28 protein-coding genes are annotated in these 26,386 nt (G+C 69.8%); 11 read left to right on the top strand and 17 right to left on the bottom strand.

The features are described from left to right. Positions 1–99: 99 nt before the first annotated feature. Positions 100–1,161, bottom strand: a complete 1,062-nt coding sequence (locus ACMATS_RS00485; protein WP_414166415.1) for a serine hydrolase domain-containing protein — start codon at positions 1,159–1,161, stop codon at positions 100–102. 523 nt (positions 1,162–1,684) lie between these two features. Beyond that, complete coding sequence (locus ACMATS_RS00490) at positions 1,685–2,176, bottom strand: SRPBCC family protein (RefSeq protein ID WP_390780978.1); 492 nt, start codon at positions 2,174–2,176, stop codon at positions 1,685–1,687. A gap of 64 nt (positions 2,177–2,240) precedes the next feature. On the opposite strand from ACMATS_RS00490, the gene ACMATS_RS00495 reads away from it, so the two are divergent. Further along, positions 2,241–2,822, top strand: a complete 582-nt coding sequence (locus ACMATS_RS00495; RefSeq protein ID WP_414166416.1) for a TetR/AcrR family transcriptional regulator — start codon at positions 2,241–2,243, stop codon at positions 2,820–2,822. A gap of 229 nt (positions 2,823–3,051) precedes the next feature. On the opposite strand, the gene ACMATS_RS00500 is transcribed toward ACMATS_RS00495, so the two are convergent. The 6 genes from ACMATS_RS00500 to ACMATS_RS00525 all read right to left on the bottom strand — a co-directional run bounded on the left by ACMATS_RS00500 (position 3,052) and on the right by ACMATS_RS00525 (position 9,368). Beyond that, complete coding sequence (locus tag ACMATS_RS00500) at positions 3,052–3,294, bottom strand: hypothetical protein (protein ID WP_414166417.1); 243 nt, start codon at positions 3,292–3,294, stop codon at positions 3,052–3,054. Positions 3,295–3,662: 368 nt separating this feature from the next. After that, complete coding sequence (locus tag ACMATS_RS00505; RefSeq protein WP_390780975.1) at positions 3,663–4,130, bottom strand: spore-associated protein A; 468 nt, start codon at positions 4,128–4,130, stop codon at positions 3,663–3,665. A gap of 254 nt (positions 4,131–4,384) precedes the next feature. Continuing rightward, on the bottom strand, positions 4,385–5,197 hold the full coding sequence (locus ACMATS_RS00510; RefSeq protein ID WP_414170623.1) for a class I SAM-dependent methyltransferase: 813 nt from the start codon (positions 5,195–5,197) through the stop codon (positions 4,385–4,387). Positions 5,198–5,470: 273 nt separating this feature from the next. Next, positions 5,471–5,917, bottom strand: a complete 447-nt coding sequence (locus ACMATS_RS00515; RefSeq protein WP_390780974.1) for a hypothetical protein — start codon at positions 5,915–5,917, stop codon at positions 5,471–5,473. 332 nt (positions 5,918–6,249) lie between these two features. After that, entirely contained in the window at positions 6,250–7,560 is a 1,311-nt protein-coding gene (locus tag ACMATS_RS00520) for a hypothetical protein (RefSeq protein WP_414166418.1), read from the bottom strand. 368 nt (positions 7,561–7,928) lie between these two features. Continuing rightward, on the bottom strand, positions 7,929–9,368 hold the full coding sequence (locus ACMATS_RS00525; RefSeq protein ID WP_414166419.1) for a hypothetical protein: 1,440 nt from the start codon (positions 9,366–9,368) through the stop codon (positions 7,929–7,931). Between the two features lie 926 nt (positions 9,369–10,294). Here ACMATS_RS00525 and ACMATS_RS00530 point away from each other — a divergent pair. Then, complete coding sequence (locus tag ACMATS_RS00530) at positions 10,295–10,813, top strand: DUF1203 domain-containing protein (RefSeq protein WP_414166420.1); 519 nt, start codon at positions 10,295–10,297, stop codon at positions 10,811–10,813. A gap of 165 nt (positions 10,814–10,978) precedes the next feature. Here the strand turns inward: ACMATS_RS00530 and ACMATS_RS00535 are convergent, their stop codons facing one another. Further along, positions 10,979–11,368, bottom strand: coding sequence for an SMI1/KNR4 family protein (locus tag ACMATS_RS00535; RefSeq protein ID WP_414166421.1), 390 nt, complete (start codon positions 11,366–11,368; stop codon positions 10,979–10,981). Positions 11,369–11,541: 173 nt separating this feature from the next. After that, a complete protein-coding gene (locus ACMATS_RS00540) occupies positions 11,542–12,477 on the bottom strand; it encodes an oxidoreductase (protein WP_414166422.1) in 936 nt (311 codons plus the stop codon). 104 nt (positions 12,478–12,581) lie between these two features. Between ACMATS_RS00540 and ACMATS_RS00545 the strand changes: the two genes are divergently transcribed. Both ACMATS_RS00545 and ACMATS_RS00550 read left to right on the top strand, forming a co-directional pair. Further along, positions 12,582–13,178, top strand: a complete 597-nt coding sequence (locus ACMATS_RS00545) for a TetR family transcriptional regulator (protein WP_414170624.1) — start codon at positions 12,582–12,584, stop codon at positions 13,176–13,178. 137 nt (positions 13,179–13,315) lie between these two features. Then, entirely contained in the window at positions 13,316–13,741 is a 426-nt protein-coding gene (locus ACMATS_RS00550) for a DUF3592 domain-containing protein (RefSeq protein ID WP_414166423.1), read from the top strand. Positions 13,742–13,953: 212 nt separating this feature from the next. On the opposite strand, the gene ACMATS_RS00555 is transcribed toward ACMATS_RS00550, so the two are convergent. Further along, on the bottom strand, positions 13,954–14,685 hold the full coding sequence (locus ACMATS_RS00555; RefSeq protein WP_414166424.1) for a dienelactone hydrolase family protein: 732 nt from the start codon (positions 14,683–14,685) through the stop codon (positions 13,954–13,956). Between the two features lie 217 nt (positions 14,686–14,902). Between ACMATS_RS00555 and ACMATS_RS00560 the strand changes: the two genes are divergently transcribed. Continuing rightward, positions 14,903–15,271, top strand: coding sequence for a hypothetical protein (locus ACMATS_RS00560; RefSeq protein ID WP_414166425.1), 369 nt, complete (start codon positions 14,903–14,905; stop codon positions 15,269–15,271). 32 nt (positions 15,272–15,303) lie between these two features. After that, positions 15,304–16,377 carry a hypothetical protein gene (locus tag ACMATS_RS00565; protein WP_414166426.1) on the top strand — a complete coding sequence of 358 codons (1,074 nt, stop codon included), beginning with the start codon at positions 15,304–15,306 and terminating at the stop codon, positions 16,375–16,377. A gap of 173 nt (positions 16,378–16,550) precedes the next feature. On the opposite strand, the gene ACMATS_RS00570 is transcribed toward ACMATS_RS00565, so the two are convergent. Both ACMATS_RS00570 and ACMATS_RS00575 read right to left on the bottom strand, forming a co-directional pair. Further along, complete coding sequence (locus ACMATS_RS00570) at positions 16,551–16,688, bottom strand: hypothetical protein (RefSeq protein ID WP_414166427.1); 138 nt, start codon at positions 16,686–16,688, stop codon at positions 16,551–16,553. Further along, positions 16,685–17,605: a zinc-binding dehydrogenase gene (locus tag ACMATS_RS00575; RefSeq protein ID WP_414166428.1), complete on the bottom strand. Its 921-nt coding sequence runs from the start codon at positions 17,603–17,605 to the stop codon at positions 16,685–16,687. Before ACMATS_RS00575 ends, ACMATS_RS00570 begins: the two co-directional genes overlap by 4 nt. An 89-nt stretch (positions 17,606–17,694) precedes the next feature. Between ACMATS_RS00575 and ACMATS_RS00580 the strand changes: the two genes are divergently transcribed. From ACMATS_RS00580 to gap, 3 genes are all read left to right on the top strand, one after another. Beyond that, positions 17,695–18,636, top strand: coding sequence for a LysR family transcriptional regulator (locus ACMATS_RS00580; protein WP_414166429.1), 942 nt, complete (start codon positions 17,695–17,697; stop codon positions 18,634–18,636). A gap of 55 nt (positions 18,637–18,691) precedes the next feature. After that, positions 18,692–19,648 (top strand): GlxA family transcriptional regulator, encoded by a 957-nt coding sequence (locus ACMATS_RS00585; RefSeq protein ID WP_414166430.1) that lies wholly within the window; start codon positions 18,692–18,694, stop codon positions 19,646–19,648. Positions 19,649–19,755: 107 nt separating this feature from the next. Next, positions 19,756–20,760, top strand: a complete 1,005-nt coding sequence (gene gap / locus ACMATS_RS00590) for a type I glyceraldehyde-3-phosphate dehydrogenase (RefSeq protein WP_414166431.1) — start codon at positions 19,756–19,758, stop codon at positions 20,758–20,760. 80 nt (positions 20,761–20,840) lie between these two features. On the opposite strand, the gene ACMATS_RS00595 is transcribed toward gap, so the two are convergent. The 3 genes from ACMATS_RS00595 to ACMATS_RS00605 form a co-directional block, all read right to left on the bottom strand. Continuing rightward, complete coding sequence (locus tag ACMATS_RS00595; protein ID WP_414166432.1) at positions 20,841–21,335, bottom strand: hypothetical protein; 495 nt, start codon at positions 21,333–21,335, stop codon at positions 20,841–20,843. Then, the gene (locus ACMATS_RS00600) at positions 21,332–23,380 is read right to left on the bottom strand and encodes an MGH1-like glycoside hydrolase domain-containing protein (protein WP_414166433.1); all 2,049 of its coding nucleotides are present in this window, start codon (positions 23,378–23,380) and stop codon (positions 21,332–21,334) included. The genes ACMATS_RS00595 and ACMATS_RS00600 overlap by 4 nt, the downstream gene beginning before the upstream one ends. Positions 23,381–23,566: 186 nt before the next feature. Continuing rightward, positions 23,567–23,980: an SCO4402 family protein gene (locus tag ACMATS_RS00605; protein WP_414166434.1), complete on the bottom strand. Its 414-nt coding sequence runs from the start codon at positions 23,978–23,980 to the stop codon at positions 23,567–23,569. Here ACMATS_RS00605 and ACMATS_RS00610 point away from each other — a divergent pair. Then, positions 23,943–24,098 carry a hypothetical protein gene (locus ACMATS_RS00610; protein ID WP_391155065.1) on the top strand — a complete coding sequence of 52 codons (156 nt, stop codon included), beginning with the start codon at positions 23,943–23,945 and terminating at the stop codon, positions 24,096–24,098. The two genes, ACMATS_RS00605 and ACMATS_RS00610, sit on opposite strands and share 38 nt — an antisense overlap. A 33-nt stretch (positions 24,099–24,131) precedes the next feature. Here the strand turns inward: ACMATS_RS00610 and ACMATS_RS00615 are convergent, their stop codons facing one another. Beyond that, a complete protein-coding gene (locus ACMATS_RS00615; RefSeq protein WP_414166435.1) occupies positions 24,132–24,719 on the bottom strand; it encodes a snapalysin family zinc-dependent metalloprotease in 588 nt (195 codons plus the stop codon). 162 nt (positions 24,720–24,881) lie between these two features. On the opposite strand from ACMATS_RS00615, the gene ACMATS_RS00620 reads away from it, so the two are divergent. Next, positions 24,882–25,979: a barstar family protein gene (locus ACMATS_RS00620; protein WP_414166436.1), complete on the top strand. Its 1,098-nt coding sequence runs from the start codon at positions 24,882–24,884 to the stop codon at positions 25,977–25,979. Positions 25,980–26,386: the final 407 nt, after the last annotated feature.

Below are 26,386 nucleotides of genomic sequence, written 5' to 3' on the forward strand. Positions count from 1 at the left end.
CGCCCTCGCCGAACGCGGGCCGGCAGAAACCCGAACCGCCGCGCCTGCCCGCCCCCGGAACAGGGCACGCGCAGGCATCGCCGGGCCGCGGGCCACGGCTCAGTGGCCCGTCCCGCACAGCGCGTGGTCCACCAGCTTCCGGGTCGCCTTGTTGAGCGCGACCAGGTCCGGGCGGCTGCCCGAGCTCGTCACCGAGACGGCCACCGCCCGTCGCCCGTCCGGCGTGACGCCGGTGCGCGTGTACGAACCGAAGCCGTCCCCCTCGTGGTGCCAGTACCCGCCGCCGCACGACAGCGGATTCCAGCGCAGTCCCAGCCCGTACCCGCCTTCCGGCCACTCGGCCAGGTCGTCCGTGGCGCCCGTGCGGGCCACCGTCCGCTGCATCTCGGCGAGTTGGTCCTTCGGCAGCAGCCGGCCCGTGACCAGTGCGCGGAAGAACGTGTTCAGGTCGGCCGTCGTGCTCACGACGCCGGAGTCCGCAGTGTGCTGCAGACTGTGCTCCGTCACGTCCAGCCGCCCGCCGTCCGGAGTGCGCAGGTACACCTGCGCGTGCGGGCCGGGCAGGAACGGGTCGACGCCGGGAACGAAGGTGTGCCGCAGGCCGAGCGGCGCGATGATGCGGCTCTCCACCTGCTCCCGCCAGCCTGCCCCTCCGGCCTTCTCGGTGATCATTCCGGCGAGCACGTAGTTGGTGTTGGAGTAGGCCCAGCGCGGGTGCGCGTGGTCCGGTACGAACAGCGGCCGGTGCCGCGTGGCTGTCGCCACCCACTGCGTGGCGGGCGTCGTGTCGTAGCGGTGCCCTTCGAAGTCCTCGATGGCGGCACGGGCGACTTCGGGGTCCTGCACGTAGTCGAACAGGCCGCTGGTCTGCTGGAGCAGATCCCGCACGGTGATCTTCGTGCCGTCGTTGCCGTTGCCGGACACCACATCGGGCAGCCACTTCTCCACGGTGTCGTCCAGCGACAGCCTGCCGTCGGCCACCAGCCGCAGGACCAGCGCCGCCGTGAACGTCTTGCTGGTGCTGGCCGTGCGGAACTGCGCGTCCCACGGCACCTGCGTCCCCGTCCGTGCACGAACGGTCTCCCGGTCTGCGCTCGCTTCCGCCAGGACGGCGACGTCCCCGCCCGCTGCCCGCACACTGCGGACGTCCGCCTGCAGCACACCATGTCCATAGCGACCGCCCCCATGGGCCGTGCCCGCAGGCCCCGCACCCACGACACCGGCCGAGACGGCTGTGACGGCAGTCATCACCGCACCGATCCGGCATGCTTTTGCGAACATGCGCATTGCTCTGGTTCCCCCTTGTTCCCCTGCAGCGGGAAGGTGACCCGCCACGGAGAGAAGCCAAGCAGCGGACGCCGCACGACCACCATGGGGACACCCCCCGTACACGGGTGGGGCGGGCGCTACCGCAGGTGTTCCAGCACCGGCCGCACCCCGCATGCTGCACGGCCCGACGCGTCTGCGCGGTGTGGTCGAGGGTCTCGAACCCGTGGCGGCCGAGAGCACGTTGATCGCCACGACTCGGGCGGCGCGGTCCTCGGCGGGGGTTGCCGCCGCGGCTGTCGCAGGTGGGGTTGATCCTTGCCCGGTGGTGCGGCCGACCCGTGAGGGGGTTGCAGGACTTCGCAGTTGGTGGGCGGATGGGGGGCGCCGATACCCCCGTTGAACCGGCGCCCCCTGTTCAGCGCGCGCTATGGACGCGAGTCCGCAGAAGCCGTACGTACGGACTCCAGCGCGCCGGCCGCTTCACCGTCCCTGTGCAGGCCAGTTCGGCCCGGTCGAGGCTGTCCTCGAGGCAGGCGTCGTGCAATGGCCGCCAGGCGACTGGCCACGTGAGACGGGCCGTGCCCCGGGCGTCCATCGCCAGGGTGTGGCGCAGCACGGTCCGCTCCTTGTCAAGCGGGAGCACGGTGAACTCGTGGAATCCGTCGAAGCCGTGTGGCGCACGGAAGGTGAAGCGCGCCCAGGTGGAGGGGATGTATGTGGTGACGGTGTAGCGCACTGGGCCGTGTCCGCCCTTGGCGCCCGGGGACAGGGGCTGGTCGAAGGTCATCGGAGGCCAGCCGTGGCGTGGCCACAGCAGGTCGTCGCGGCTTCCCAGGGTGTCGATCAGTGCGCCGACTTGGCTCGTGCTCGCTGCCAGGACGCGCTCATGCACGTTGAAGACGCTCACGGGAATACCTGCCCTCTCGTTATAGAGACCTCTCTCTAATGTTCTAGAGGGTACCCTCTAGAACATGCCTAGACCAGTCCGCTTCGACACCTCGCTCCTCCTCGACGCCGCTGTAAGCCTGGCCGCCACCGTCGGCCCCCTCGGCGTGACCATGTCCGCCGTGGCCAAGGAGACCGGGGCCCCGAGCGGCTCGGTCTACCACCGCTTTCCGAACCGGACGGCCCTGCTGGCCGAGGTGTGGCTGCGGACGGTCGAACGCTTCCAGGAGGGGTACCGCACCGCCCTCACCACCGACAACGACCCCCGCCGGGCGGGCCGGGCGGCCGCCCGGCACATCGTCGCCTGGTGCCGGGCGCACCCGGACGAGGCCACGTTGCTGCTCTACGGCGCCGGGCAGTTCGGCCGCGCCGACTGGTCCGAAGAACACGCCGCCCGGGCCACCGAGGGCAACCGCCGTACCCTCGGCGCTGTCACCGCCCTCGCCGAGGCGCTCGGCGCCACAGGCCCCCAAGCCGCCGAACGAGTCACGCTCGCCCTCGTCGACCTCCCGCTCTCCCTGGTCCGCCGTCACTTCCAGGCCCATGAGCCGCTGCCGCCGCACGCCGAGGACCTGGCGGAGGAATGTGCGGCAGCACTGCTCGGGTGAACAGCGGGCAGGTCCGTCACGAGTGACCGGGTGAGCCGGAGTTGAGTGCGGGCGGCGATGACGAGCCCGGTCGCTGCACCAATGATCAAACGCCCAGTAGGGAATGGGAACGACAACTGTGCGGAATTTCCTGGGCCCTTGCCAGGGCCGTCATCCCTTCGTCATCCCCTTCGTCATCCCTTGCGGCTGCATTCCGGCTGAGCCCTGACCAGGTCGACATCATCGGCGTTCACCAGGGCGAGACGATGGTTGAGCTGGATGGCCAGGTATTCACGATCGTGTCGATCCTGATGCCGTTCCCCGGCCGGGTGGCGTTCTGGTAATTGCGTGCGGCAGCCGGTACGAACCGGCAGTCGAGCGCGGCCGGACACTCGGGCCCCTGCGCCTCCTGCCCGGCCCGCCCGGTCCTCTCCGCACCGGCAGCAGCAGCCAGGCAGAGCAGGACCGCGGCCGCACCCGTGACAGAGGTCAACGCCTTCGCCGTCGTGTTCCGCGACACCTTGTACCGCGGAGCCGGCGCCCGTCCCGACTCCGCCGAATCCAGTCGACTGCCCCGCCGGATCCGCTCACACGACCTGTACACCCACGGGCTCCTGACACAACCGTGATCAACGACGCACAGACTGGCCCGTCCCAACGGACGAAGGAAACCATTACGCCGCCAGCGGCATGTCACACGCGGTCAGACCAACTGGTCCCTTCCCGTTGCCGGAACAGTGGGCAGGCGCCCGGTACCGGATGCGTGACGGCCCCTCCCCCAGGCTCAGGCGGCGGCGAGCGGAGCAACAGGCCCGGCCGTACGGCCCTCCGCCCGCCGCCGCTCACCGCCTCGGTCCCGGGTCAGCGGGCCTGCTGCCCGGTGGGGGCCAGGGTGGCGCAGTTGGTCTTGTAGCGGGCCACAACGTAGCCGTCGATCTCGCCGCCCCAGTCGACGCACTTGCCCCTGGCGTCCAGGTAGACCGGCCCCGCGTACGAGGTGTAGAAGCCGTACTGCTCCTGCTTCGACTTCAGGTCGTTGTCGCGCTGGAGCCAGGAGCCCACCCACAGCCGTGATCCGGTCGAGCTGTTCCGCTTGGTGACCACGCAGTTCCTGCCGGTGGCGGCGTTGTAGGTCAGGATGACCGTCCCACGGTCCGGGATCGGGATCTGGTTGACCTGCTTGTAGCCGGTACCGCACTCCTGGTTGTACGTGGCGGCGGGGGCCGGAGCCGCGACGGCCGTCCCGGTGCCCGCCACCAGTCCGGTGACGGTCGTGGCGGCGGCGAGCAGCGCCGCTCCTGCAACGCGGGTACGTACAGCACGCTTCACTGTGTCCTCCGTGGAAGTCGCAAGTCGCATGGTGCCGGTTGATGGATGTACGCGGGACGGCCGTCTCCGTGCCCACCCAGACACTCCACACCCCCGAGTGGTTGCACGCCACCCCGCCCCCACAGCTCAGAACCGGCCACCACGCGGCGCGGCGACGCGCACCCCAGTGCGCGCGTGTCCGGCCGGCCGCGCATGAACCTGGCCCCCCTCATCAGGCCCCTTGGAATCGATCATCCAGGGAACCGGGAGGCGCCCTACAGGCGGACCGCCGAGATCAGTCCGCCGGGCTGCTCCTCGCGCTGCGGCGGGGTGCCGAGCGGGCGGCCGTAGGCGGCGGCGCGCTCGCGCAGGGTGTGGCTGCCGGCTTCCCAGCCGTGCCCGGCCAGCCAGCCCACCGGGTCGTCGGGCATCTCCGAGACCCACATGGACGCCGCCGATCCCGGCGCGGCATCCGCGCCGAAGCGCTCGATCACGCCGCGCGAGCCCAATGTCAGCCCCATCCGACTGCCTGTCGCCGACTGCGCGCTGATCCGGGCCAGCAGCAGCTCCACCGCGTCCTGGGACAGGTAGATCAGCAGTCCTTCGGCGATCCACGCGGTCGGCACCGCCGGGTCGTGCCCTGCGGCGGCCAGCGCGCCCGGCCAGTCCTCCCGCAGATCCGCCGCGACCGTGATCCGCTCGCAGCGTGCGACGGCCCGCTCCTGGCGCAGCACCGATGCCTTGAAGTCCAGTGGCGCGGCGGTGTCGACCTCGAACAGCCGGGTGCCCTCGGGCCAGTCCATCCGGAAGGCCCGGCTGTCCATGCCGGCGCCGAGCAGCACGACCTGCCGGACCCCGGACGCGGAGGCCTGCTGCAACAGGTCGTCGAGGAACTTCGTCCTGATGACGATGGAGAGCGACACAGCCAGCCGGCGGCGTCGCGCGGCCTCGTCATCGGGCGGCGGCGAGGAGGGCCACAGGCCGCCGGCGGCGGCGAAGGCCTGTGCCAGTGGGTCGCGGAACAGCGCGTTCTCCCGCTCGGTCTCCAGCGCCCGTACCCTGGCCACCCCCACCGCCGTGGCCCACACTCCCGACGGCTGCACCCGCTCCTGCTCATCAGTCACCGCGTCAGCCTAGATGATCGACTCCAAAGGGCCTGGTGAGGGGCCAGGTTCATGCGCGATCAGTCAGTCATGCGCGCACACCGCCTGCGACCACGAGAACCACCAGGCCTGAACGTGGGCGGGGGCACTGCCTGTTCGGGGTGCTGGTGTGCTCGACCCTGCATCCCTCGGTGACGTGGTCCGCCGCTGGTGGCGCAGGCCCGGGATGTTCCCGGTCATGTCCTGCAGGGTGGTGGGTCAGGGGGCGTCGGCGTCGATCCATTCCTGGTGGGTGGCCCAGGCGGTCAGGGTGTTCCCGTCGTTGTAGGCGTAGTAGAGGCCGCACTTGGCGGTTGCCTTGCCCTTGACGCCCTTGGGGAACCAGTCCGTCGCGAGTTCGGCATCAGGGGAAGAGCCGGTGAGGGGCTTGCACTGTGCGGGAAGCTTGCCGTCGGCGAGCGAGGCGACCAGGACTCTCTGGCCCCCGGTGGTCTTCATCGAGTACTTCACGGAGGTGGCCTCGTCCGGCAGCCAGCGCGGCACCGACGTACGCTCCCGCTTGGCCTCGGCACCGGTGGAGTACGCGGAGGTCTGCTGGTGACGGGTGTCGTACCAGTCCTTGGCGGCGGGGACGGCGAAGGCCGCGGCGACACCGAGGACGGTGACGCCGCCGATGGTGAGGGCGAGGGCGGACGAACGGCTCACGGGGAGGCTCACTTTCGCAAAAGGGACGGGGTGGGCTACTCCTCCATCGTTCCGCCGGATCTCGCGCCGACCGTCCCTCTGGAGTGCCGGTCCCGTCTACCTCCCCGGTCGGACACCCCGGACCGAGCCCTGACCAGGCCCGGACCGCGGACGCCCGGGCCCCGTCTGTGAGAGGCACCGGACCGCCGGGGAGCCAGGGGAACCGACCGGGGGCGGCAGAGGGCGCCCCCTAGGGGTCGGCCCCACCCGGATGAGGGTGCACCGGCCGGGGCCGGGGCGCGGGTCCGCACGGAGCGCACGACCGTCCAGCCCGCTGATCGCGGCTGCGAGTCTCATCGGCTTGCGCCGTCGCGACGAACCGTGTCGGCGCGACGAACTGTGTCGGTGATGTACTCGCTGAAGATCACGCCGGCCTCGGCGCCCACTGCCCGTGCCTCGACCATGAACCTGCCGACTACCGGGCCCGCGATGAGGGACTGCGAGGTGGTGGCCACGCCGTCCGCTCCGCTGATGGCCTCCGTGACACCGGAGCCGTCCTCGAAGGAGGCGGAATCATCCCTGACCCTGAAGACGACCTTCGCTTTCCTCACGGGCGCGCCGTGCTTGTCCTGCACCACGGTGCTGAGTGGTGCGGGGAACTTCTCGCCCACTGCAGCATGTTGCCCCGCGCCCGAGCGGTACCCCAGGTGATCCGGCGATCCGATGGTTTCCTTGACCACAATGCCTTCGAACGGCGTGAAGACGTCCTCTTCCAGCCACTCGGCCGAGGCGTCCACCTGCCCGGGCTGCTTCGCCTCCAGTAGCGCACTCTCGGCGATGCCCATCTCGTCACCGGATTCCTGCACCGGTTTGATGTCGGTTGTGCCGCCCCCGACGAAACGTGCTTGATCACCGTTGAGAACGAACTTGATGGTCGCCTTTCCGACCGGGGTACCGTCGAGATTTCCGGCCTTGACCCGAAGGGGATGTGTGAAGCGGGTGCCGACTTCCGTCTCCTGCCCTTGTCCTTCCTTAGGGGTGAGCCGGAACTTCGAGATGTGGAGCATCTCCCCGGTTCCTTCCAGCCCGACCCACAGCTGGGAGTTCGTATCCGTCGCGATGCCCGACGGCTTCGATCCCTTGCCGGTGTTGATACTGCCGGTGGTGTGCGCGGCACCGGGGGGAACGCAGTCGACTGCGTCGGCGGAGGGCATGGTGAACCAGAGCGAGCCGTCCGGCATCGCGAACAGGCGGTCGGGAACGGCGTCGGTGCTGACCTTCTGCTGGGACTTGCGGTCGAGGTCGTACTTGATGAGGTACGCGTCGTCGGTCGCCACCCATAGGACTCGCTCCTGGGCGGTCTCGGTGATGGCGAGATGTCCGGGTGTCGCAGTGCCGTCGAGGCGGACGGGGTTCTTGGAGAATTCGCCGCTCTTGGCGTCGAAGAGGACCACACAGCCCGCGCCGGGAGAGCTCAGCCAGTATTCCCGGGAAGTGTTCTTCGCGATGGCGAGTCCATGTACCGGACTGGTGGGCCCGCCGTTCTCGGAGAATGCGTCGGACGTGTGGATGTTGCCGTCCGCATCGACGAACGTCAGCGAAGGCATGCCCGAGAGGGTCGCGACGATCCTTTCGGCGCCTGTCGAGTCGGAGCCGACGGCCATGGCGGGGCACGATGCCGCCGTTCCCCTCCCGAAGTTGTCGTAGCGGCCGTCGCCGCTGTCGGTGAGCGTGCACCTGACCACGCAGCCTTGGCCGGGTGCCAGCGCGTACATCCACACGGCCTGGTTCCAGGCGACGAGGGCTTGTGCGCTCCTGCCCGGGTCCGGCGAGGCGAAGACCTTGTTCTCGTGGGGTTCCTCGGTGGCGAACCTGCCGAACCGGGCGTCCCTGGTGACGAACCAGATCTGCCGGTCGTGCGGGTTGTAGATGAGGGACGCGGGCTTGGCCGAGCCGGCCAGTGGATAGCGAGGAACGGTGGGTTCGTTCCCGGCTGGGGAGGGCATCACGGGGCTCGCCTTCTCCGGAGAGTTCATGATTCGTCCGCTTCGGTGCTCTTGCCCGGCTCGGACCGCACGCAGAGGGAGATCGTGGTGGGAGGCTCCGAGTCCCCGTGGCCGACCTTCAGTACCACCTGGTCCTCTTCCTGGCCTGCCCGCAGGGCGGGGAGCGCGGCCCTGCCCCGGGCGTCCGTGGTCAGGAGAGTTTCTGTCGTTCCGTCACTGAACGTCGTGCCGCCTTCGGAGACCACGCGGCAGGTGAGCGGCACGCCGGGGATGGGGATGCCGTTGCTGATGTACTGCACCACGCCCGACATTCCGGTGAGCTGTCCCGGTGCTGTTTCCCCCACCAGTTGGGCCACGAACTGAGTCTTGCCGCTGATGCTTTTAGGGTCGTCAGGGATCGGATACTTACCGATCGCCATGTTGGTTGGGTTGGTGTACCAGAGCCATTCACTTCCACTTTTGTCCAGGCACAGCCCCATGGCGTCGCCGCCGCTCGGCAGGGACGGGCCCGGCAGCTCAGTGATTCCCACATCCGTCCGGAAATGCGAGATACCGTTGCTGCACGCCACCCAGAGATTTCCGTCCGTGCCCAGCATCATTTGGCGAGGCGCGCCGCCTCCGGAGATGTCTCGCTGCGTCCAGTTGCGGAGCTCCGTGTCGTACCGGCAGATCTGGTTCGGGTTTTCCGTGCCCACCCACACCGCGTCCCCGTTGGGGCCGGCGACGATGTGAACCGGTTTCTGGCTGCTCCCCCCGGGGAGGGCAATGGGCTTCGGCTGATCGTCCTTGGTCGGGGCGTACCTGTACAGGCTGTTCGTTTTCCGCTCGAAGTTTCCCGTGGTACTGACTTGGCCTGTCGCCCAATAGACGCACTCCTTGAGTGATTCCGTGCCCTTGGGAGTGGTGACGGCCACGGACCAGAGCCAGGTGTCGTAGACGGGGTTCTGCTTCGGGTCCGGAAATGGATACATGCGTGGGGTGCTGGACTCGTCCTCCGGATCGCAGTAGCCCACCTGCGTGTGCACGGGCTCGGCGAACATGACCCAATAGGCCCATACCGGAGTCTGGTCGGTTCCCTTGTTGATCAGGAGCGACGCGATGGTCTGAGCCCTGGCGTCATCGGCCAGCTTGAACTCATTGAGTCGCTTGTGGTTCACGATGTCGTATTCGATGACCGGGTCGTAGTCCTGCTCATACGCGGGAGAGGCGAACCATACGACCTTCTTCCCGTCCGGCCGGTTCGGATACGGGTCCGGAATGATTCCGGCAGAGAGGGGGCGGACATCGTTGGTCACCTTGAGTTGATTGGCAATGCTTGTCGGATGCACCTGGACCAGCGCGCTGTCGTGGGTCGTCACCCAGAGGTAGCCATCCGGTCCGACCGTGATGGAGTGCGGCGTGACGGTGCCCCTTCCGCTACCGTCTTTGAGGAGAGGGTATTCTTCGGGACTGCCGGTGTCCTGCATTCAAAAACCACTCCTTCGATTCCTTCGATGCACTGCCCTCTTTTGCCGTTCCTGAGGCGGTAGTGCGAGTGAAGCGCCTTCCTTCCGGCCGAAATGAGTCGACAATCGGATGCTATCGGTCCAGCGCGGGTGCCGGGCAACCGGCTGTTGAGAGATTGGCTTGAACGGGCGGCGGCGGGCGTGTATTCAGGTATTCCCCTGATGGCTGGTACTCGATGGCAGTGAAACGATTCTGTCGCGCCTTCCATGGTTCTGCGACGATATCCATTGCACGTACCTGCCGTGAATTCTGTGTCACGGCGATGGCCGCGGAGATTCATGGGTCGACATGTTTCACAGCCCGGCCTGGGGCGATGATCAGGCATCACAGCAGTTGCAGGGCACGGGCGCCGGCACGTCACCGCGCATCCGCTACGTGGACGCACGGCGAGGCCGTGGCGGACTCGGACTCCTGCCGCTGCATCACGTTCCGCCCGGTGGTGGCGGGTGGGTGATGACTGGTTCGGCAAGTGGTTCAGCCTGGTTCGGGCTGCGGCCGTTCACATGCGCCATGTCGGGTTGGAGGCCGGGCCACTGCTGCTTGACGGCGCAGGTCGCAAGGCTGGAGGTCGAATGCCGCCCTAGTAACCGATCCCGGCCTCCGGCACGGACCACGCAATTGCGCCGCCTCAAGAGGTTGGTGGGGCGGTGCCGGTACCGCCCGTTCCGCTGACAACTGGCCGACGGCTGGAACAGGACGGCTGCGCAGGGAAGATCGGGGCACGGGAACGTGGTGTGCGGCCGTGCGGCAGTGCGGGAGGGCCGGTGATCGTAGAGGCCTGTGTTCAGCAGGTGTGGCGTTCCAGCCGAATTTCTCCGTGGGCACGCAGCAACGCAACGTCCGTTTCCCGCCAGCAAACACACATGCGTCGAGCCAGCATCGACGCATGACCAGATACACCGCGCTCCCCATCAACACAACCACCCTCAAGGAACTGCGGGTTGCCGACGACGCACGCCGTCCCTGTGTCCCGTACATCGCGACCAGCGACGACGCGGGCTCCCCGCTGCGCTGCTGTCTGCGCCCCATCAGGCTCGGCGAGCGGATTGCCCCTGTCTCGTACGCCCCGTTGCGACGCTGGGCCGCCACGATGGGTGCACGTCCGGGCGCGTACGACGAACAGGGCCCCGTCTTCATCCACGCCGATGACTGTGGCGGGTTCACCCCCGGAGAGAGCTATCCTCTCGACCGGCCGGGCGCCCTGCGTACCGTGCGCCGCTATGACGCCCGGGGCCATATCGCCGGTGGACGACTGCTGGAGGTTCCGACCGATGCCACGGCCGGCTTCGATGCGGCATTCGACGATGCGTTCAGCGACCCGGATGTGGTGCTCGTGCACGTCAGAGCACTGGAATACGGATGCTTCCACTTCGAGGTGCGACGGCCCTCCGCCGAGGAGCAATAGCCGCCATCCCGTCTGAATGATCGATCTCAAGGGATCAGCCGCCTGCGGGGAACGGAGAAGCGCAAAGTGCGGTTACGGCAGCAGACTTGGGCTCCCCCGCCACCGCACCGTACGGGAAGACCGACGACCTGCTGAAGGGCCGGCATCACCGAGGAAGGGCCGGCATCACCGAGCGTGGCGCCACCAATAACGCCCGATGATGAGTTCCTCGAGTGCACTGAGCGCGTTGCGGCTGGCCTGGAGGGGGTCGGGGAATCCGCAGCTGGACCTGATGTTCTCGGTCGACAACGGAGCCACGTTCGAGGGCAAGACGGTCTTCAGCGACACCAGTCCGCATGCCCCGGCCCTCGCCCCACAGGCGGATCGGCTGCAGGCCCGGTACTCCTCCGGCAGCCGCACGCCCATCTGGGCCTCGAGTTCGGCAAGCTCGCCCTGGGTGAGCGGGTCCTCCACGACCCACTCGTGCCCCCATGCCCCGAAAACCTTGCTGCCCGCAGGCCCCGCGCCGATCGCGTCAACCCGCTGACGTACGCCCACCCACCACTGACCTGTCATGCGCGGACCGTACGCGCTGCCACCGACACCCGGGGCGCGGGGCCCACGGCCACCGCGGGAACAGCCCGGCGCCCCAGATCCCTCGGCTCATCGCCCACACCGGCCCGTTGAAGAACGCAATAAGCACGCCAGTGACACCTCCCGTCCGCCCCGAACGCGGTTCCCGTGGACGCTCACACGGACGCGGCCGATGCGAACTGCACGCCCGTCAGCCGTTCCGACAGCTCCCACAGCCGGCGACCGGTCTCCGGATCGGCTGCCGCAGGGGACAACTGCACCCGCGTCGGTGCGCCGCGCAGTTCGGCCGGACCGTCGGGGCCGATGAACTGCCCGCCCGCCACGCCCGGATCGGTCGCGGCGTACAACTGCGGCAGCGCGCCGTGGGCAGGAGACTGGGCGAACAGCGGGTTGCCGATGCGGCCGAACACCACCCGCCACAACCCGACGGCACGCATCTGCAGGTTGGTGGCCGTGTAGCCGGGGTGCGCGAGCACGCTGCGCACGAGGCTGCCGACGCCGGTGAGCCGCCGGTGGAGTTCGTGACCGAAGACGGCATTGGCGAACTTCGACTGGTTGTAGAAGCCCATGGGCGAGTAACGGTGCTCACCGGCCAGGTCCTCGAAGTACAGGCGCCCCTTGCGGTGGTTGACCGAGCTCACCGTGACCACGCGGGGGTCGTCCCCGGCGGTCAGCAGGTCGAGGAGCAGTCCGGTGAGGGCGAAGTGGCCGAGGTGGTTGCAGGCGAACTGCAGCTCGTGGCCCTGGGCGCTCAGGGTCCGGGGAGGCGCCATCACGCCGGCGTTGTTGACGAGGACGTCGAGTTTCGGGTGGTCGGCGTGCATGCGGCCAGCGAAGGCCCGCACGGAGTCGAGGTCGGACAGGTCGAGTCGGCGCACCTCAAGGCCGGCGTCGGGCTGTTCGGCGGTGATGTCCGCGGCCGCGTGGCGGCCCTTCGCCTCGTCACGTACGGCGAGGACGACGTGCGCGCCCCGGCGGGCGAGTGCCCGGGTGGTGGCCAGGCCGAGGCCGCTGTTGGCCCCGGTGACGACGCACACCCGGGCGGTCTGGTCCGGCATCTGATCGGTGGTCCAGTGCTGTAGCCGTGTCATAGGCACACACTGCCCCGCGTGTCACCGAGTGTCAAGAATGGCTTTCCATGACACCCGTGGCATGGCGCTACGATGGCCCGGTGAGTTCCCGACCAGGCGTCAGCATGGCCCAGCGCAAACGTCAGCTCGTGTCCGACGAGCTGACCGAAGCAGCGCTGCAGCTCCTCGCGCTCAACGGCTTCGACGCAGTCACCATCGACGAGATCGCGGCCGCCGCCGGCGTGTCCAAGCGGACCTTCTTCCGGTACTTCGCATCCAAGGAAGACGTCGTCGTCCAGTTCCTCGCCGACATGGGCACCGGCATGCACGAGCAACTCGCCGCACGCCCCACCGACGAGCGCCCCTCCGCGGCACTGCGGCACGCCGTCTGGGTCGCCATGGCGTCCTGTGCCGACCATTCCGACCATTCCGACCGGGCGCTGCGCGTGGTCCAGTTGATCCTGCGCACCCCCGCCCTGCACGCCCGTTTTCTGGAACGCCAGGCGCAATGGCGCGACGACCTGGCGGCAGAACTGGCACGCCGCCACGGGCTCGACTCCGGGACCGATCTGTACCCGCGACTGGCCGCGGGGATGGCTCTCACCGCCTTCGACGCCGTGCTGCACCGATGGAGCGGCAGCGACGGCGCCGAAGACCCCGCCCAACTCATCGACCAGGCCTTCGCCGTCATCGCCCCGGCCCTGGACGCCACTGGCGCGTGAGCCTGCCGAACCGCCGAACCACTGCCGCTCTACGCGTCGGATGCAGTCGAGTCCGGGAGCACGCAGGCCACCTCGTGACGGAGCGCGGCCGAGCGCTCGCCCGCAACCGACAGCCCGGCACACGCATCACATAACACGTGAAACGCGAATGGCTCTTCTCCCTCATCCCCCTGACGATCGGCGTGGGCTTCCTCTGCTTCGGCGTGTACGGCCTCCGCCATGCCGGCGCGCTGCGCCGCACAGGTATCACTGCCGAGGCCCGGATCGTCCGCCACGACGTCGGCCGACAGGACGACGGTGCCACGTACTACCACCCGGTCGCGGCCTGGACGGCCCAGGACGGGCGTACGTGCGAGCACTCCTCCAGGTTCGGCCGCGGAACCGTCGGAAACGGCTTCGGCGTGGGGACGCACGTCGTGGTCCAGTACGATCCGCAAGCCCCGCACCGGTTTGCGATCGAGGGATGGGACGTGAAGTGGGTCGACCAGCTGTTCACGGTGCTGGGGGCGATCTTCACGCTGGGCACGGTGACCATTCTGCTCGTCCGCCTGCTCGCCTTCTGAGCGTGGCCGGCCAACTGCCCCACCATCGCGACGTTTCAGCGACGGCTCGATCAGGCCGCCTCCGTTATGAGGGCTTCTGACCGGTCCTGCCCACGGGCTGCTCCCGGGCCTCTGCCGGCCGCCGCTCATCGAGGAGGGCCGTGGCCTGTCCTCGATGAGCGGCAGCCTGGCCGGCACCAACTACCGTCTGCTGCCTGCCTGACGGCCCGGCCTCACTTCAGATGCCGGCCGAAGAACCGGTCCCCGTCCTCCCTCTCGAACCACGGGGTGCCGAGGTGCCCGCCCAGATTGGCGTGCAGTGTCTTCTCCTTGGTACCGAAGGCGTCGAACAGGTCCAGGGCCCGCTGCCGGGGGTTCCCCTCGTCGTCCCACTGCAGCAGGAACAGCAAGGGAATGGTGACCTGCCGGGCCTCCTCGCGCTGGGCGCGGGGCACGTAACCCCCGGCGAAGAAACCGGCGGCCGCGATGCGCGGTTCGGTCACCGCCAGGCGGATGCCGAGGGCGGTCCACCCCGAGTACCCGACCGGGCCGCCGATTTCGGGCAGCGCCAGGAGGGCGTCCAGGGTGGTCCGCCAATCCGGGACCGCCTTTCCCACCAGCGGGCCGACCAAGGACTCGAAGATCTCGTCGACCGGCTCGCCGGCCTGCATCGCCCGGCGGAGGTCGGCGCGGGCCTGCTCGTCGGCGGCGGAACGGTGCCGGTCACCGCACCCGGCGGCGTCGATGGAGGCCACTGCGTAGCCGTACGCCGCGGACAGCCGGGCCCGGGCCACCAGCCGGGGTTCCCCCTTGGGCAGGCCGTTGTTGTGAGCCATCAGGATCAGAGGGGCCGGTGCGGACGCGGATGCGGATCCAGGCGTCCACAGGGTGCCGGGGATCTCGCCGAGGGTGAACTCGCGCTCGAGGACACCGTCGTCGAGGCGCTGCTCAGAAGTGAATTGCATGATCGTGCCTTTCGGGAGGGCTCTTGAACGGCGCTCCCGGACGACCTATCGCCCGACCGTGACCCCGGAGGAGAGCACCCATGTCGATACTGTGTTCACGGGTACCACCTCCTTGTTCTCTCGCACGGCCTCCGGAAAGGTAGCAGTGGTCGCCATGGTCCGCCAAACGGGTTTTTACGGAAGCTCCGTGGCCGGATGCCACGGAGACAGGGGCGGGGTGAACGCGTCCTTCCGTACCGCCGACACCCCGCCGGACCTCACCTCGCCCGGCGGCGACACCTACCGCCACCTCGCCACGCGCGAGTCGGACGGTGGTGAGTACGGCCTGTACAAGGTGGACCTGGCAGCCCGGGCCGCCGGCGCCAAGGCCCACTTCCACAAGGCGATGTCGGAGTCCTTCTACGTCCTCTCCAGGGAGCTGGAGCGCTTCAACGGCGAGAAGTGGGTGACGGGCCGCGCCGGTGAGAAGCGGACCGCTCCTACATGGCCGAAACCCCGCCTCCCCCACCGCCGTTGCGGCTGCATGCTTGTGGTCCTCCAGTGGAGAACTGGAGAAGAGACCACATCCTTCCTGGGGGGACAATGAGAGGAAACGCGAACCGGAGCACCACCAGACGTATGCGGGCCGCCCTGGGCGCGGCGGTCGCGGCCTGCGCGGTCACGGCGTTGCTGCCCGCAGCCGCCTCGGCCGAGCCCACGACTGCGGGCGGCCTCGGATCCAGTGTCGAGAGGGTCAGTGTCGCCGCCGATGGCACCCAGGCCGACGGCGACTCCGCCGGCGCCTCGATCACGCCCGACGGCCGTCACGTCGTCTTCTCGTCGTCGGCGAAGAACCTCACGCCCGACGCAACGACGGGCAGCGAGAAGGTGTTCGTCCGCGACCAGCAGACGAGGCAGATCAAGCAGATGTCGTCCAACTCCACCCCGATCCAGCCCCCGGTGATCAGCGGTGACGGACAATACGTGGCCCAATGGGGGAAGTTGTTCAAAGACACGAAGATCTTCCTGTCCCAGGCGGGCACGGGAAGAACGATCGGCATCGGGTGCTCGGGCCTCAGCTGCAGCCAGCCGTCGCTGAGTGCGGACGGCCGCTACATCGCCCACGTCGCCACCTTCAATCGACCGGCGTCCCGGCAGAGCGTCGAGGTGATCGACTGGCACGCCGGCGCCAAGGTGACCGTCGCCGAGTTCGAGCACACCCTCCCGGCCCGGCCGTCCATCAGCGGTGACGGCCGATACGTCGCCTACGAGGACGGCGAGGCGGGAGACGTCTTCGTGTGGGACCGGACGAGCGGCACCAGCTCCGGCCCGATCGAGGACTCCTCCAAGGGGGCGACACTCGTCCAGCTCAGCGACGACGGCACCAAGGTCGTCTACCTCTCGGGCTCCGACACCTACGTCCACGACATGCCCTCGGGCACCGACCAACTGGTGCCGAACGTGCGGGGCGTGGCCATCGATCCCACCGGCCGCTATCTGCTGTACGCCCCGGCCGACACGACCGGACCGTCGCTCACTCTGCGCGACCTGCAGACGGACACCGACAAGATCGTCTCGGACCAGCCCGCCTCGGCCGTGTCCCACGCGGTCAGCGCCGGTGGGCGGGACGTGGTCTTCCAGTCCACGGCCGGCGGCATCGTGCCCGGCGACACCAACGGCAAGTCGCACGTCTTCGTCCGCCACTTCGGCTGATCGCTCCGGCACCCACCGCCGCTCCACCAGGGTCGAAGCCATCGGCACCGTCGTGGACAGGGCGCTGACCCGCCGATGCCGGGCATCCGAGGATCAGTAGCGAACTGCGCCGGAGCCGCTTGGACACGGCCATCAGCGCCAACCGACCTCATTCTGTGACGTGTTGTTATCGCTCAGTCGGCGACGGAGGCGAGGCCGGCGATGACGCGGCGGTATCCGTGCGGGTCGACTCCCGTGCCGGTGGCGCGTGTCCACTGGGCAGCGGCGGACTCGGGGGCGTTCACGGCGCTCATCCCGTTCATCGCGCTCATCGCGTTCCTCCCGTCGTCAGGACGGCCTTGCCCCGGATCCGGCGGTCCCGCAGGTCGACCAGGGTGTCGGCGGTCTCCGTCCAGTGGGCGATCCGGCCGATCTCCGGGTGCAGCCGCTCCTGTTCCACGAGGCGTACCAGTGTCGCGAGATCGGAGCCGTAGGGGGCGCCTGCGTAGTGGAAGTGCTGGATCGTCACGCGCTCCGGCCCGCTCAGCAGGTGGAAGAAGTCGAGGGTCACCGGGGTGCGGCTCGCCTGGCCGAACCAGACGAGCATGCCGCCGGGGCGCATCTTCGAGAGGGCGAGCGGGAGGTTCGGCCCGCCCGTGGACTCCAGGACGACGTCGAACGGCCCTTGAACCGCCGTCACCTCGTGCGCCACCTCGGCGCCCAGTTCCGCGAGCCGCTCGCCGCGCACCGGTGTGGCCGTCACCGCGGTCAGCTCGGCTCCGGCCGCGACGGCCAGCTCGGTGACGTAGTGGCCGACGCCGCCCGAGGCGCCGGTCAGCAGCACCCGCTTGCCGGCCAGGGAACCGGCCGTACGCAGCAGCCGCAAGGCGGTGATCCCGGCCAGCGGCAGGGCTGCCGCCCGTACGCTGTCGATGCCGGCCGGGAGCACCGCGAGAGAGTGGGTGGGCACGGCCGCGTACTCGGCCCAGCCGCCCTGCGGCGGATGCCCGACCACGCGGGTGCCGACGCCGGGGCCGGAACCGTCGGCTGCCGCCTGCACGACGAGGCCGGCGATGTCCTTGCCGGGCAGCAGCCCCGGCCGGGGGTGTTCGAGGAGGAACGTCTCGCCCCGGTTCGGAGCGAACGCCTCGACCTTGATCAGCGCCTCACCGGGCTCCAGGACGGGCTGGGCAACCTCGGCGAAGGCGACGGGACGCGCCATGTCCCCCGTGGGAATCAGTCTTTGCATGCGGGGAATACAACCTCCACGGCGGCCCCGTGAGCCAACAACGCACACGCAAGGCTGACAACTTTCCGTTGTCACCTATGGTGGGAGCCATGGATCTCGACATGGCGCAGGTACGTGCCTTCGTACGCGCCGCCGAGGAACTGCACTTCGGACGGGCGGCGGGGACGCTCGCCATCTCCCAGCAGGCGCTGTCCAAAAGGATCGCGCGGCTGGAATCCCTGCTCGGCACCGAGCTGTTCCAGCGCGGCGGCAGCGGGGTAGGCCTCACCGAGGCCGGAGAACGCTTCCTCACGCCGGCCCGGCAGACCCTGGCCGCAGCCGATGCCGCGGTCGCGGCGGCGGTGGGAAGGAAGGACCGTCCGCTGCGCGTCGACGTCTGGGGCCACCTCTACGCACCGATGCGGACACTGGCCCAGGTCGCCGGGCGGGACGGGGAGTTCGTGATGGGTCACGGGCGCGATCTGTCATCGGTGGCGGCCGCGCTGCTGCACGGCGACATCGACGCGGCCTTCGGCCGGGTCCACCCCCCGCTGCACACCGGGCTGGCGCACCGCCTCGTCCGCCTCGAACCGGTGGACGCCGTACTGAGCGCAGACCATCCGCTCGCAGCCGAACCGGCCCTGAGGCCCGACCAGTTGAGCGACAGTGTACTCTGGGCACCCAGTGCGCTGGACCGGCTCGACTTCCTCCGCCAGTTCGCTGACCGATTCGGCATCCGGAACACTGCCACGGGCGTCAACCTGGGGCTCATCCACTTCCTCGAAGACGTGGTCGGCGACCCGCGTCTTTTCTCGCTGCTGCCCGCCGACATGCCGCTGCCGCACATCCCCGGACTGCGCGCCGTCCCGCTGGTCAACCCCACACCGCTGTACGCCTGGTCGCTGCTGTGGCGCATCGGCAACGGGCATGCGGGACTGGACAGGCTCACCGCGGCCTGCGCCGCGCAGGCACGGCAGAGTCGATGGCTGGAGTACGACCCGGCGCACGACTGGCTGCCCGAACCGCCCGTGGCCGGTCCCCCGCCCCGGTGAGCAGCACTGCTGCCTGAGGTGCGCCCTCTCGTCACGCCCCACGTAACCTCTTCCTGTGTCAGAATCCCGCCTGCATCGCGTCGCCGTACTCGTCCTCGAAGGCGCGAAGCCGCTCGATGTCGGAATTCCCGCGCAGGTTTTCACGACCCGCGCGAGCATGCCGTACGAGGTGCGGGTGTGCGGGGCGACACCCGGTCTCGTGACCGGCGGCGACGGCCTCGCGTACTGCGTCGCCCACGGCCTCGACGCCCTCGCGTGGGCCGACATCGTCTTCGTCCCCGGCTACCGGTTCCCGGACCGCGACGACCCGCCGCAGGCCGTCGTCGACGCACTGGTCGCCGCCCACGGCCGGGGCGCTCGGCTCGCCGCCATCTCGACGGGCGCCTTCGCGCTCGCCGCCACGGGCCTGCTCGACGGCAGGCGCGCCACGACGCACTGGCACTACACGCGGGCGCTCGCGGCCAGGCATCCGCTCGTCCAGGTCGACGAGAACGTGCTGTTCGTCGACGAGGGCAGCGTGCTCACCTCGGCCGGCGCCGCCTCCGGCATCGACCTGTGCCTGCACATCCTGCGCGGCGACCTCGGAGTGGCCGCGTCCAACCACGCGGCCCGGCGTCTGGTCGCGGCTCCCTACCGCAGCGGCGGCCAGGCCCAGTACGTGCCGCGCAGCGTCCCCGAGCCGCGCGGCGAGCGGTTCGCCGACACCCGCGAGTGGGCGCTGCACCGGCTCTGTGAGCCCCTCACCCTCGACATACTGGCGCGGCAGGCGGGGGTCTCGCCGCGCACGTTCTCCCGGCGCTTCGTCGAGGAGACCGGGTACACGCCGATGCAGTGGGTGATGCGCGCCCGCATCGACGTGGCCCGCGAACTGCTGGAGCGGTCGCAGCGCAGCGTCGAGCAGATCGCCGCCGATGTCGGTCTCGGCACCGGCGCGAATCTGCGGCTGCACTTCCAGCGCATCCTCGGCACCACCCCGAGCGAGTACCGGCGCACCTTCACCCTGGGCGAGTGACCCGCCCGGCACCGCGTGGCGGGATCCTTTCGAACCATGGCGATGCCGCCACTGTCAGCGGCGCGAGCCACGGACGAACCTTGTGGCGAAGGGAAGGGACATCACTCATGACTCGCATCGCCATCAACGGATTCGGCCGCATCGGGCGCAATGTGCTGCGCGCACTGCTGGAGCGCGACAGCGCCCTGGAGATCGTCGCCGTCAACGACCTGACGGAGCCCGCCACTCTCGCCCGGCTGCTCGCCTACGACAGCACGGCCGGCCGGCTCGGGCGCCCGGTGACCGTCGACGGGGACGCCCTCGTCGTCGACGGCCGCCGGATCACGGTGCTGGCCGAGCGTGAACCGGCGCAGCTGCCGTGGGCCGGACTCGGCGTCGACATCGTCCTGGAGGCCACCGGCCGCTTCACCTCGGCGAAGGCGGCCCGCGCCCACCTCGACGCGGGCGCGAAGAAGGTACTCGTCAGCGCGCCGTCGGACGGCGCCGACGTCACGCTCGCGTTCGGGGTCAACACCGACGCCTACGACCCGGCCGTACACACGGTCGTCTCGAACGCCTCCTGCACCACCAACGCGCTCGCGCCGCTGGCCAAGGTGCTCGACGAACTCGCCGGTATCGAGCACGGGTTCATGACGACGGTGCACGCCTACACGCAGGAGCAGAACCTGCAGGACGGTCCGCACCGCGACGCCCGCCGTGCCCGGGCCGCCGGCGTCAACATCGTGCCGACGACGACCGGTGCCGCCAAGGCGATCGGCCTGGTGCTGCCGAACCTCGACGGCAGGCTGTCGGGCGACTCGATCCGCGTGCCGGTGCCGGTGGGTTCGATCGTCGAACTCAACACGACCGTCGCCCGCGACGTGACGCGCGAGGATGTGCTGGCGGCGTACCGCACCGCGGCGGAGGGGCCGCTCGCCAGCATCCTCGATTACTCGGACGACCCGCTCGTGTCGTCCGACATCACGGGCAATCCCGCCTCTTCCATCTTCGACTCGGCCCTCACCCGCGTCGACGGCCGCCACGTCAAGGTGGTCGCCTGGTACGACAACGAGTGGGGCTTCTCGAACCGCGTGATCGACACGCTCGAGCTCCTCTGCGGACGGATGGCCTGAACCGTCGCCTTTCCCCGAAAACACGGTGTCCCCCGGCCCGATCACGGGCAGGGGGACGCTTCGTTCAGCAGCGGGTCAGGTCACCTGGTGCATTCGGCGAGGCCGATGATGAGGCCGCCGAAGACTCCGCCCAGGACGGCTTCGGGCTGTCCCACGGCAGCACCGAGGAGGCCGAAGGTGGCTCCCTCACCCATCTTGTCCCCGATGCAGTTCATACGGCCCCTCTTGTCGCCGGACGCGGCGGGACGCATCATGGCGGCCGTCTTCATCAGGGTCCTCTTCGTGGCGGCCGGTGCGGCGGCTGCTGCTCTCACCGAGAAGACCGGCGGGCTCATGGTGCCGGTGATCGTGTCGCCGGTGACGCCTTCGACGGTCTGGGTCACCGTGTTGCCGGAGACGGTCAGGCCGACCTTGTGGGTCGTGCCGTTGGTGTCCTTCAGCGTGGTGGGGAGGATGGTGGCAACAGTGCCGTCGGTGTCCGTCGCGGTGACGGTCCCGTCGGACGACGTCACCCGGCTTCCCGCAGGAAGGCTGAAGGTCTTCGTCGTGGTCGTGGCGAAAGTCTGCGGCTTCACGTCAGGGCTGGTCGTACTTCCACTGCTGCCGGACGGGTCGGTGCTGGTGCGGGCGACGTACATGGTGGATCCGGCCGTCGAGTTGACGACGGGGACGGTGACGGTCGCGTCCACGGTCCACGGCTGGTTGTCGGTGTCGAACGTCCACGTTCCGGTGACCTTCTTGCCGACAGCCGCGAAGTCGACCCAGGCGTAGTTCTTCGACGGGACGTCCACGGCGATGCCGTTGTGCCGGTGGCGAGCGCGGTGTCGTAGAACCAGCCGGTCGCCGGATCGTACATCCGCCGGCGCACGAGCTTCGTGGTGGCGGCGGCCTTGGCGCGCCAGGCAGTGGCGTCCGCCCGTTCGCCCAACTCCCCCGCGATGAGACCCAGGTACTGCTGGTCGGCGGCGAGGTAGGCGTTGAGGTCCACGGACTCCTGGTTCAGCGAGTAGCCGGTCACCTTCCCGGAACCGTCCCGGTTCGGCACGACCGTGGTGCCCGACGCGGCGTCGAACCGGGGGGCGTTGTCCATGCCGCTCTCCCAGGCCGCGGCCTGCCGCTGCTGCTCGGCCGAGCCGTTGGCGGGGTCGACGGTCGCGCCGTACTCCGCGAGCCCGTTGTGGTCGTGGTCCCGGTTGCGGTACCACCACGCCTCGTACGCGGCCAGCTTCGGGTACGCCTCCCGCAGGAATTCCTTGTTCCTGCTCCGCCGGTAGACCTGCCACACCGACCACGCGCCCAGCGGCGGCTTGCTGTTCCGCTCGTTCCAGTTGGTCCCGCCGCGCCGCGGGTCGTTGTAGAACACGGCGTCCGGGATCATCCCCGCGTCCTGTGGCCGGGTCGTGGAGCCGGGGCGTATCTGATGGTCGAGCACCGAGCGGATCTGGGACTCGGCGAGCTCCGTATCGAAGCGCGCCGTGCCGGCCGCCTGTTTCCAGGTGTCCCACGCCCAGAAACCGCCGGCGAACCACTTGTACGACAGGGACGGCGTGATCCCGTCGTGGGCGAGGCTCTCGGCGGCGCTGCGCCAGTTGGTCACCAGTGTCTCCAGTGCCTTGACGGCGAGCCGCCGCCGGCCGGCGGGCACCCCTGCGGTCACGCCGCTGGCGTACCGCCGCCAGCGGATCTCGACCGCCTGCACGGTCCGCTCCGGGGCGGTGAGCACCCGCCGCGCCCCATCGGCCTCGGTGCGGCGCTCGGCCTGGGTGAACGTGTAGCTCTCGGTCCAGGCCAGGGAGCGTTCCGTGCCCGGCGCGAGCGTGAAGGGCGCGGCCAGTTCCGTGCGGTAGGAGTCCCCCGTCACGGTCGTACGCACCGGATCCGCGTGCCGCACCTCGAACCGTTCGGTGCCGTCGGTGAGGAAATCGTCCGCCGCACGCACCCTGGCGAAGTCGACGGCGACGCCCCGGGACGCGACGGCCAGCGAGGGCGCCTGCCGCATGGGCGCCTCGGCGGGCCGCAGCAGACGTCCGCTCCAGTCGGCGCCGAAGGTGCGCGGGATGCGGCCGGTGTTGCGCACCACGGCCCGTACCAGCGCGGTGCGGTGCGTGGCGTACCGGAGATCGAGCGTGAGCCGGAGGCCGTCACCGAGGTCGTACGCCTGGACCAGGGCGCCGGGACGGGAGGTGAAGTGCGGCTCGCCGCCGCCGGCGAGGTCGAGCGTGCGGCCGTGCTCGCTCAGCCTGATGCGGGTGAACGAGGAGCTCAGCCACCAGGGATACTCCTGCGCGACGTAGAGCGGGCCGGTGAACCCGCCGTAGCCTCCCGGGGCGTGCGACGCCGGCAGGGCGTAGGCGTGCCAAGCCCCCTGATCGGAGAAGACGTTGACCGGATTGATGTCCTTGGCGTCGCCGGGCAGCGCTGCCGTCGGGCTGCCGCGCAGGTCGAGCACGTCGTCGTAGCCGTGGCTCGTGCCGATGCGGTCGTGGCCGTGGGCGTGGGCGTCGTTCGGGGAAGCCGTGTGCCGGGGCGGAGCGGCAGCTGTGGGCTGCAGGCTGGTGATGGCCACGGTCAGGGCCAAGGCGACGGTCGCCAGGGCGCGGGAGTGCGGTCGCAGAGACACGTTCCGTCCTTCCGAGGTCCGGTCAGGGTCCGAGAACCGGAGGGGTTTTCGGCAGCATGGAACGGGCTCGGAGTCCACGGCACGTGATTCCCCGAGTCAGGCCGGAAGCGATCCCGCCGACGACGGGAAGCGGCCCGAAGCGGGACCGCGGCCGCCGTCACGGGAGTCTGGACGAGTGCGGGTCCTTCAGAGCCCGGGTGCCGCCCGTTCGGTCCCGGGCGGCCAGTGGTGGCCGGCGTCATGCGGCTTGCTCAGCGCCGTCTGGTCATTGGCCACCAGTACCTGTGCCAGCCGGGCTGCCGCGGCCACGACGGCAGGCCGGCCCGGCGAGTCCAGGTAGACCTCGTCGCGGGCATCCGCACCGACCGAGTCCTGTACCGCGCCGTAGGCGGTGCCGAGACGTGCCATCAGCTCGACCTCTTCTTCGGTGCGGAGACTCTGCCCCAGCCAGCGCGACGGATTGTCCGCCTCGCAGAAGTCGTCGAACAGCACGTGCACCACGTGGTCGAGGTTCTCGAACCGATCCGGGTCGAGCCACACCTCCCGTTGCCAGGTGGGGCTGGTGCTGGTGCAGACGGTCCACCGGTGGCGGCCCTCCAAGGGCGCGGTTCTGCGGGCCGCCTACCGCGACCTGATCGCCGACCAGATCTACGGCCTGTTCTGGTACCGCTTTCTCCTGGGGCACACCCCCTCGGCCCCGAAACGGCCGGCCGCCTGACCGACTCCGTCCTCGGGTCGCGATGCCGACCAGTCAGCGCGAGCCGGTGAGAACGCGGCCGGACCAGATGTCGATCACCACCTGGTGGTGATGCGGGCGCACCGTCGGCGTGCCGGCGGCGTAGTTCTTGTCGACCTGCGCCGCCTCGGCCGCGTCCGGTCTGGCGTCCGTGCAGGACGTGCCGGGGCCGTGGCCGGACATGAGCTCCGAGCACGGGCCGCTGTAGTCGTCGGGCAGCCCGAGGATGTGCCCGGTTTCGTGCGCCGCGATCCGGGTCGCGTCGTAGCCCTCGTCCACCGCTTGCTGCCCCAGCTGCACATCGCCGCTGCCGCCGGGGAAGACCGGCCCCAATGTGGCCTGCGGCCAGCCGTTGGTCGCCTCGTAGATGTAGTCGGCCGAGCCGGGGGTGCTCGTCGGCTCCAAGCGCACGTTGTGCACCGCGTCGTTCCAGTTCTGCACGGCCTGCTTGATCGGGCCCGCCCACTGACCGGCATTACTGGCGTCGTAGGTCAGGGTGACCACAGCAGGGGCCTGCGGCGCGGGGTGCGCCGAAGCGACGCCGGCCGGAGTGCTCAGCATGGCCGGAACAAGTGCCGTCAGCGCGGCTATTCGCTTGATCATGAGACTGATGCGCCTCCTTGAGTCTCGGGTGTTGCCCGCAGTAAACGCGTTCGCCGCGGACATGACAATCCCTCCTGTCGGAGACCGGGGCTCAATGGTTGCCAAATCGGGGCAGGAAGGAGGCAGAGGAACAAAGGCTTCGTCGTCGGAACGTGGGCGGGCATGATTTCCGCTGTGCATGAGGACGAGAACGAGCGCAGGAGCGCGCGGTACAAGCTGACTGAGACCGAGCACGGCCGTGTCTGGGGCGATTGCGTCGAGGCGGAGGGACTGTTCGGAGAGCCCCAGCGCGGGACGTACGAGCTGTTCGGCTGGGTTCCGGAGAAATCCGGCGTACCTGCTTGGGCCGGCAGCCGGGTGTGGCTCGTGCCGGACGACGAGGCGCTCGACCCCTGGCTGCTGGAGGACGCGGAGAGTGCGGGGCAGCCTCCCGGGGCGGACAGTCTCGTGCTCACCGGCCTGGACGACTACGAGGGTCCGCCCGAGGGGTACAGGGGTCGCGTTCGTGTGCACGACGGGCATCGCTGGCTGGGCTCCTGCCAGGAGTTCACCCGCGTCCTGCCGCCCGGGCAGGTGCCGCCCCCGCTCGTGCTGCGGGGGCTCGCCCCGAGCGATCGGCTGAGGGCGGCACTGATGAAGGGCACCCGGCGGGCGCTGGACCTGGAGGAGGCCGCTCTGGAGATACGGGACAGCCGGGGTGAGCCGCTTGCTGATCGGCTGCTGTGGGCCACGGTCCGCGACTGGCGCCCGTCCTCCTGCGGGGCGGACCTGATCGACCTGGAGCTCGACGGGGGCCGCTTCACACCCGTTCCCGAATACGCCCGGCCCGTCTGGGAGCGGTGGCTCGCCGGGCCTCCGGACGCCGTCAACACGTGGGCCGGTCTCGATACCCGCCACCGCGGGGCCTGGCACGACCTCGTCCGGGAGCGGGCCTGCCGACGATCCCACCATGACCGGCCGGCCGGTCACACCTATGAACTCGACGGCCGGTACATCACCGACGAACCAGCCCTCTACCTGGCGCTCGGCGAGGCGGTCAACGGGCCGGGCGGCTACTTCGGCGGCTGTCTTGCCGCCCTTGACGACTGCCTGCGCGGCACCTTCGGCTACACCGCCCCCGCCACCCTGCTCTGGCGAGACGCCGCGACCGCACGCAAGCACCTGTCCCACGTCCTGACGCCGGACGGCCGGCCCCACGACCTGTTCGCCGCAGTCCTCGAAGCCCTGGCCGAAGGCGGCATGGACGTCACCCTGGCATGAGCTGCTGCCTGCCCGGGGCCAACCACCGATCCTCGCGTGGGCCACCCACGGATCCTCGAAACGCGCCTGCAAACGCCCCGCCTGCCGCATCCGCACGAGTGGTACCGCAACCGTCCCCGGCGCACCCGCCCGCGTCCACGGCGTGAGCCGCCCCGGCCCAAGGAGGCCGCGGCCGCGCGGCTGGCGGGGCAGGCCGACAGCGTGGTGCCGGCGCTGCTGCGGGGTCTGGCCGGTGTGCAGCGGACCGCTGATCTGGAGCCGGTCATAGGGGTGTTGAGGCACGTCGGGCCTCCGGCCTGCGACGCCGTACTGGCGGCGTGGGGCCGGAAAGAGGTGACGGACTGGCAGGCGGGCCGGCTCCTCGGGGTGTTCGACGAGTGCTCCGCCGACCAGTACGCGGCCCTGGC

The sequence above is a fragment of the Streptoverticillium reticulum genome, from assembly GCF_047456005.1.
Classification (GTDB): Bacteria; Actinomycetota; Actinomycetes; order Streptomycetales; family Streptomycetaceae; genus Streptomyces; species Streptomyces reticulum.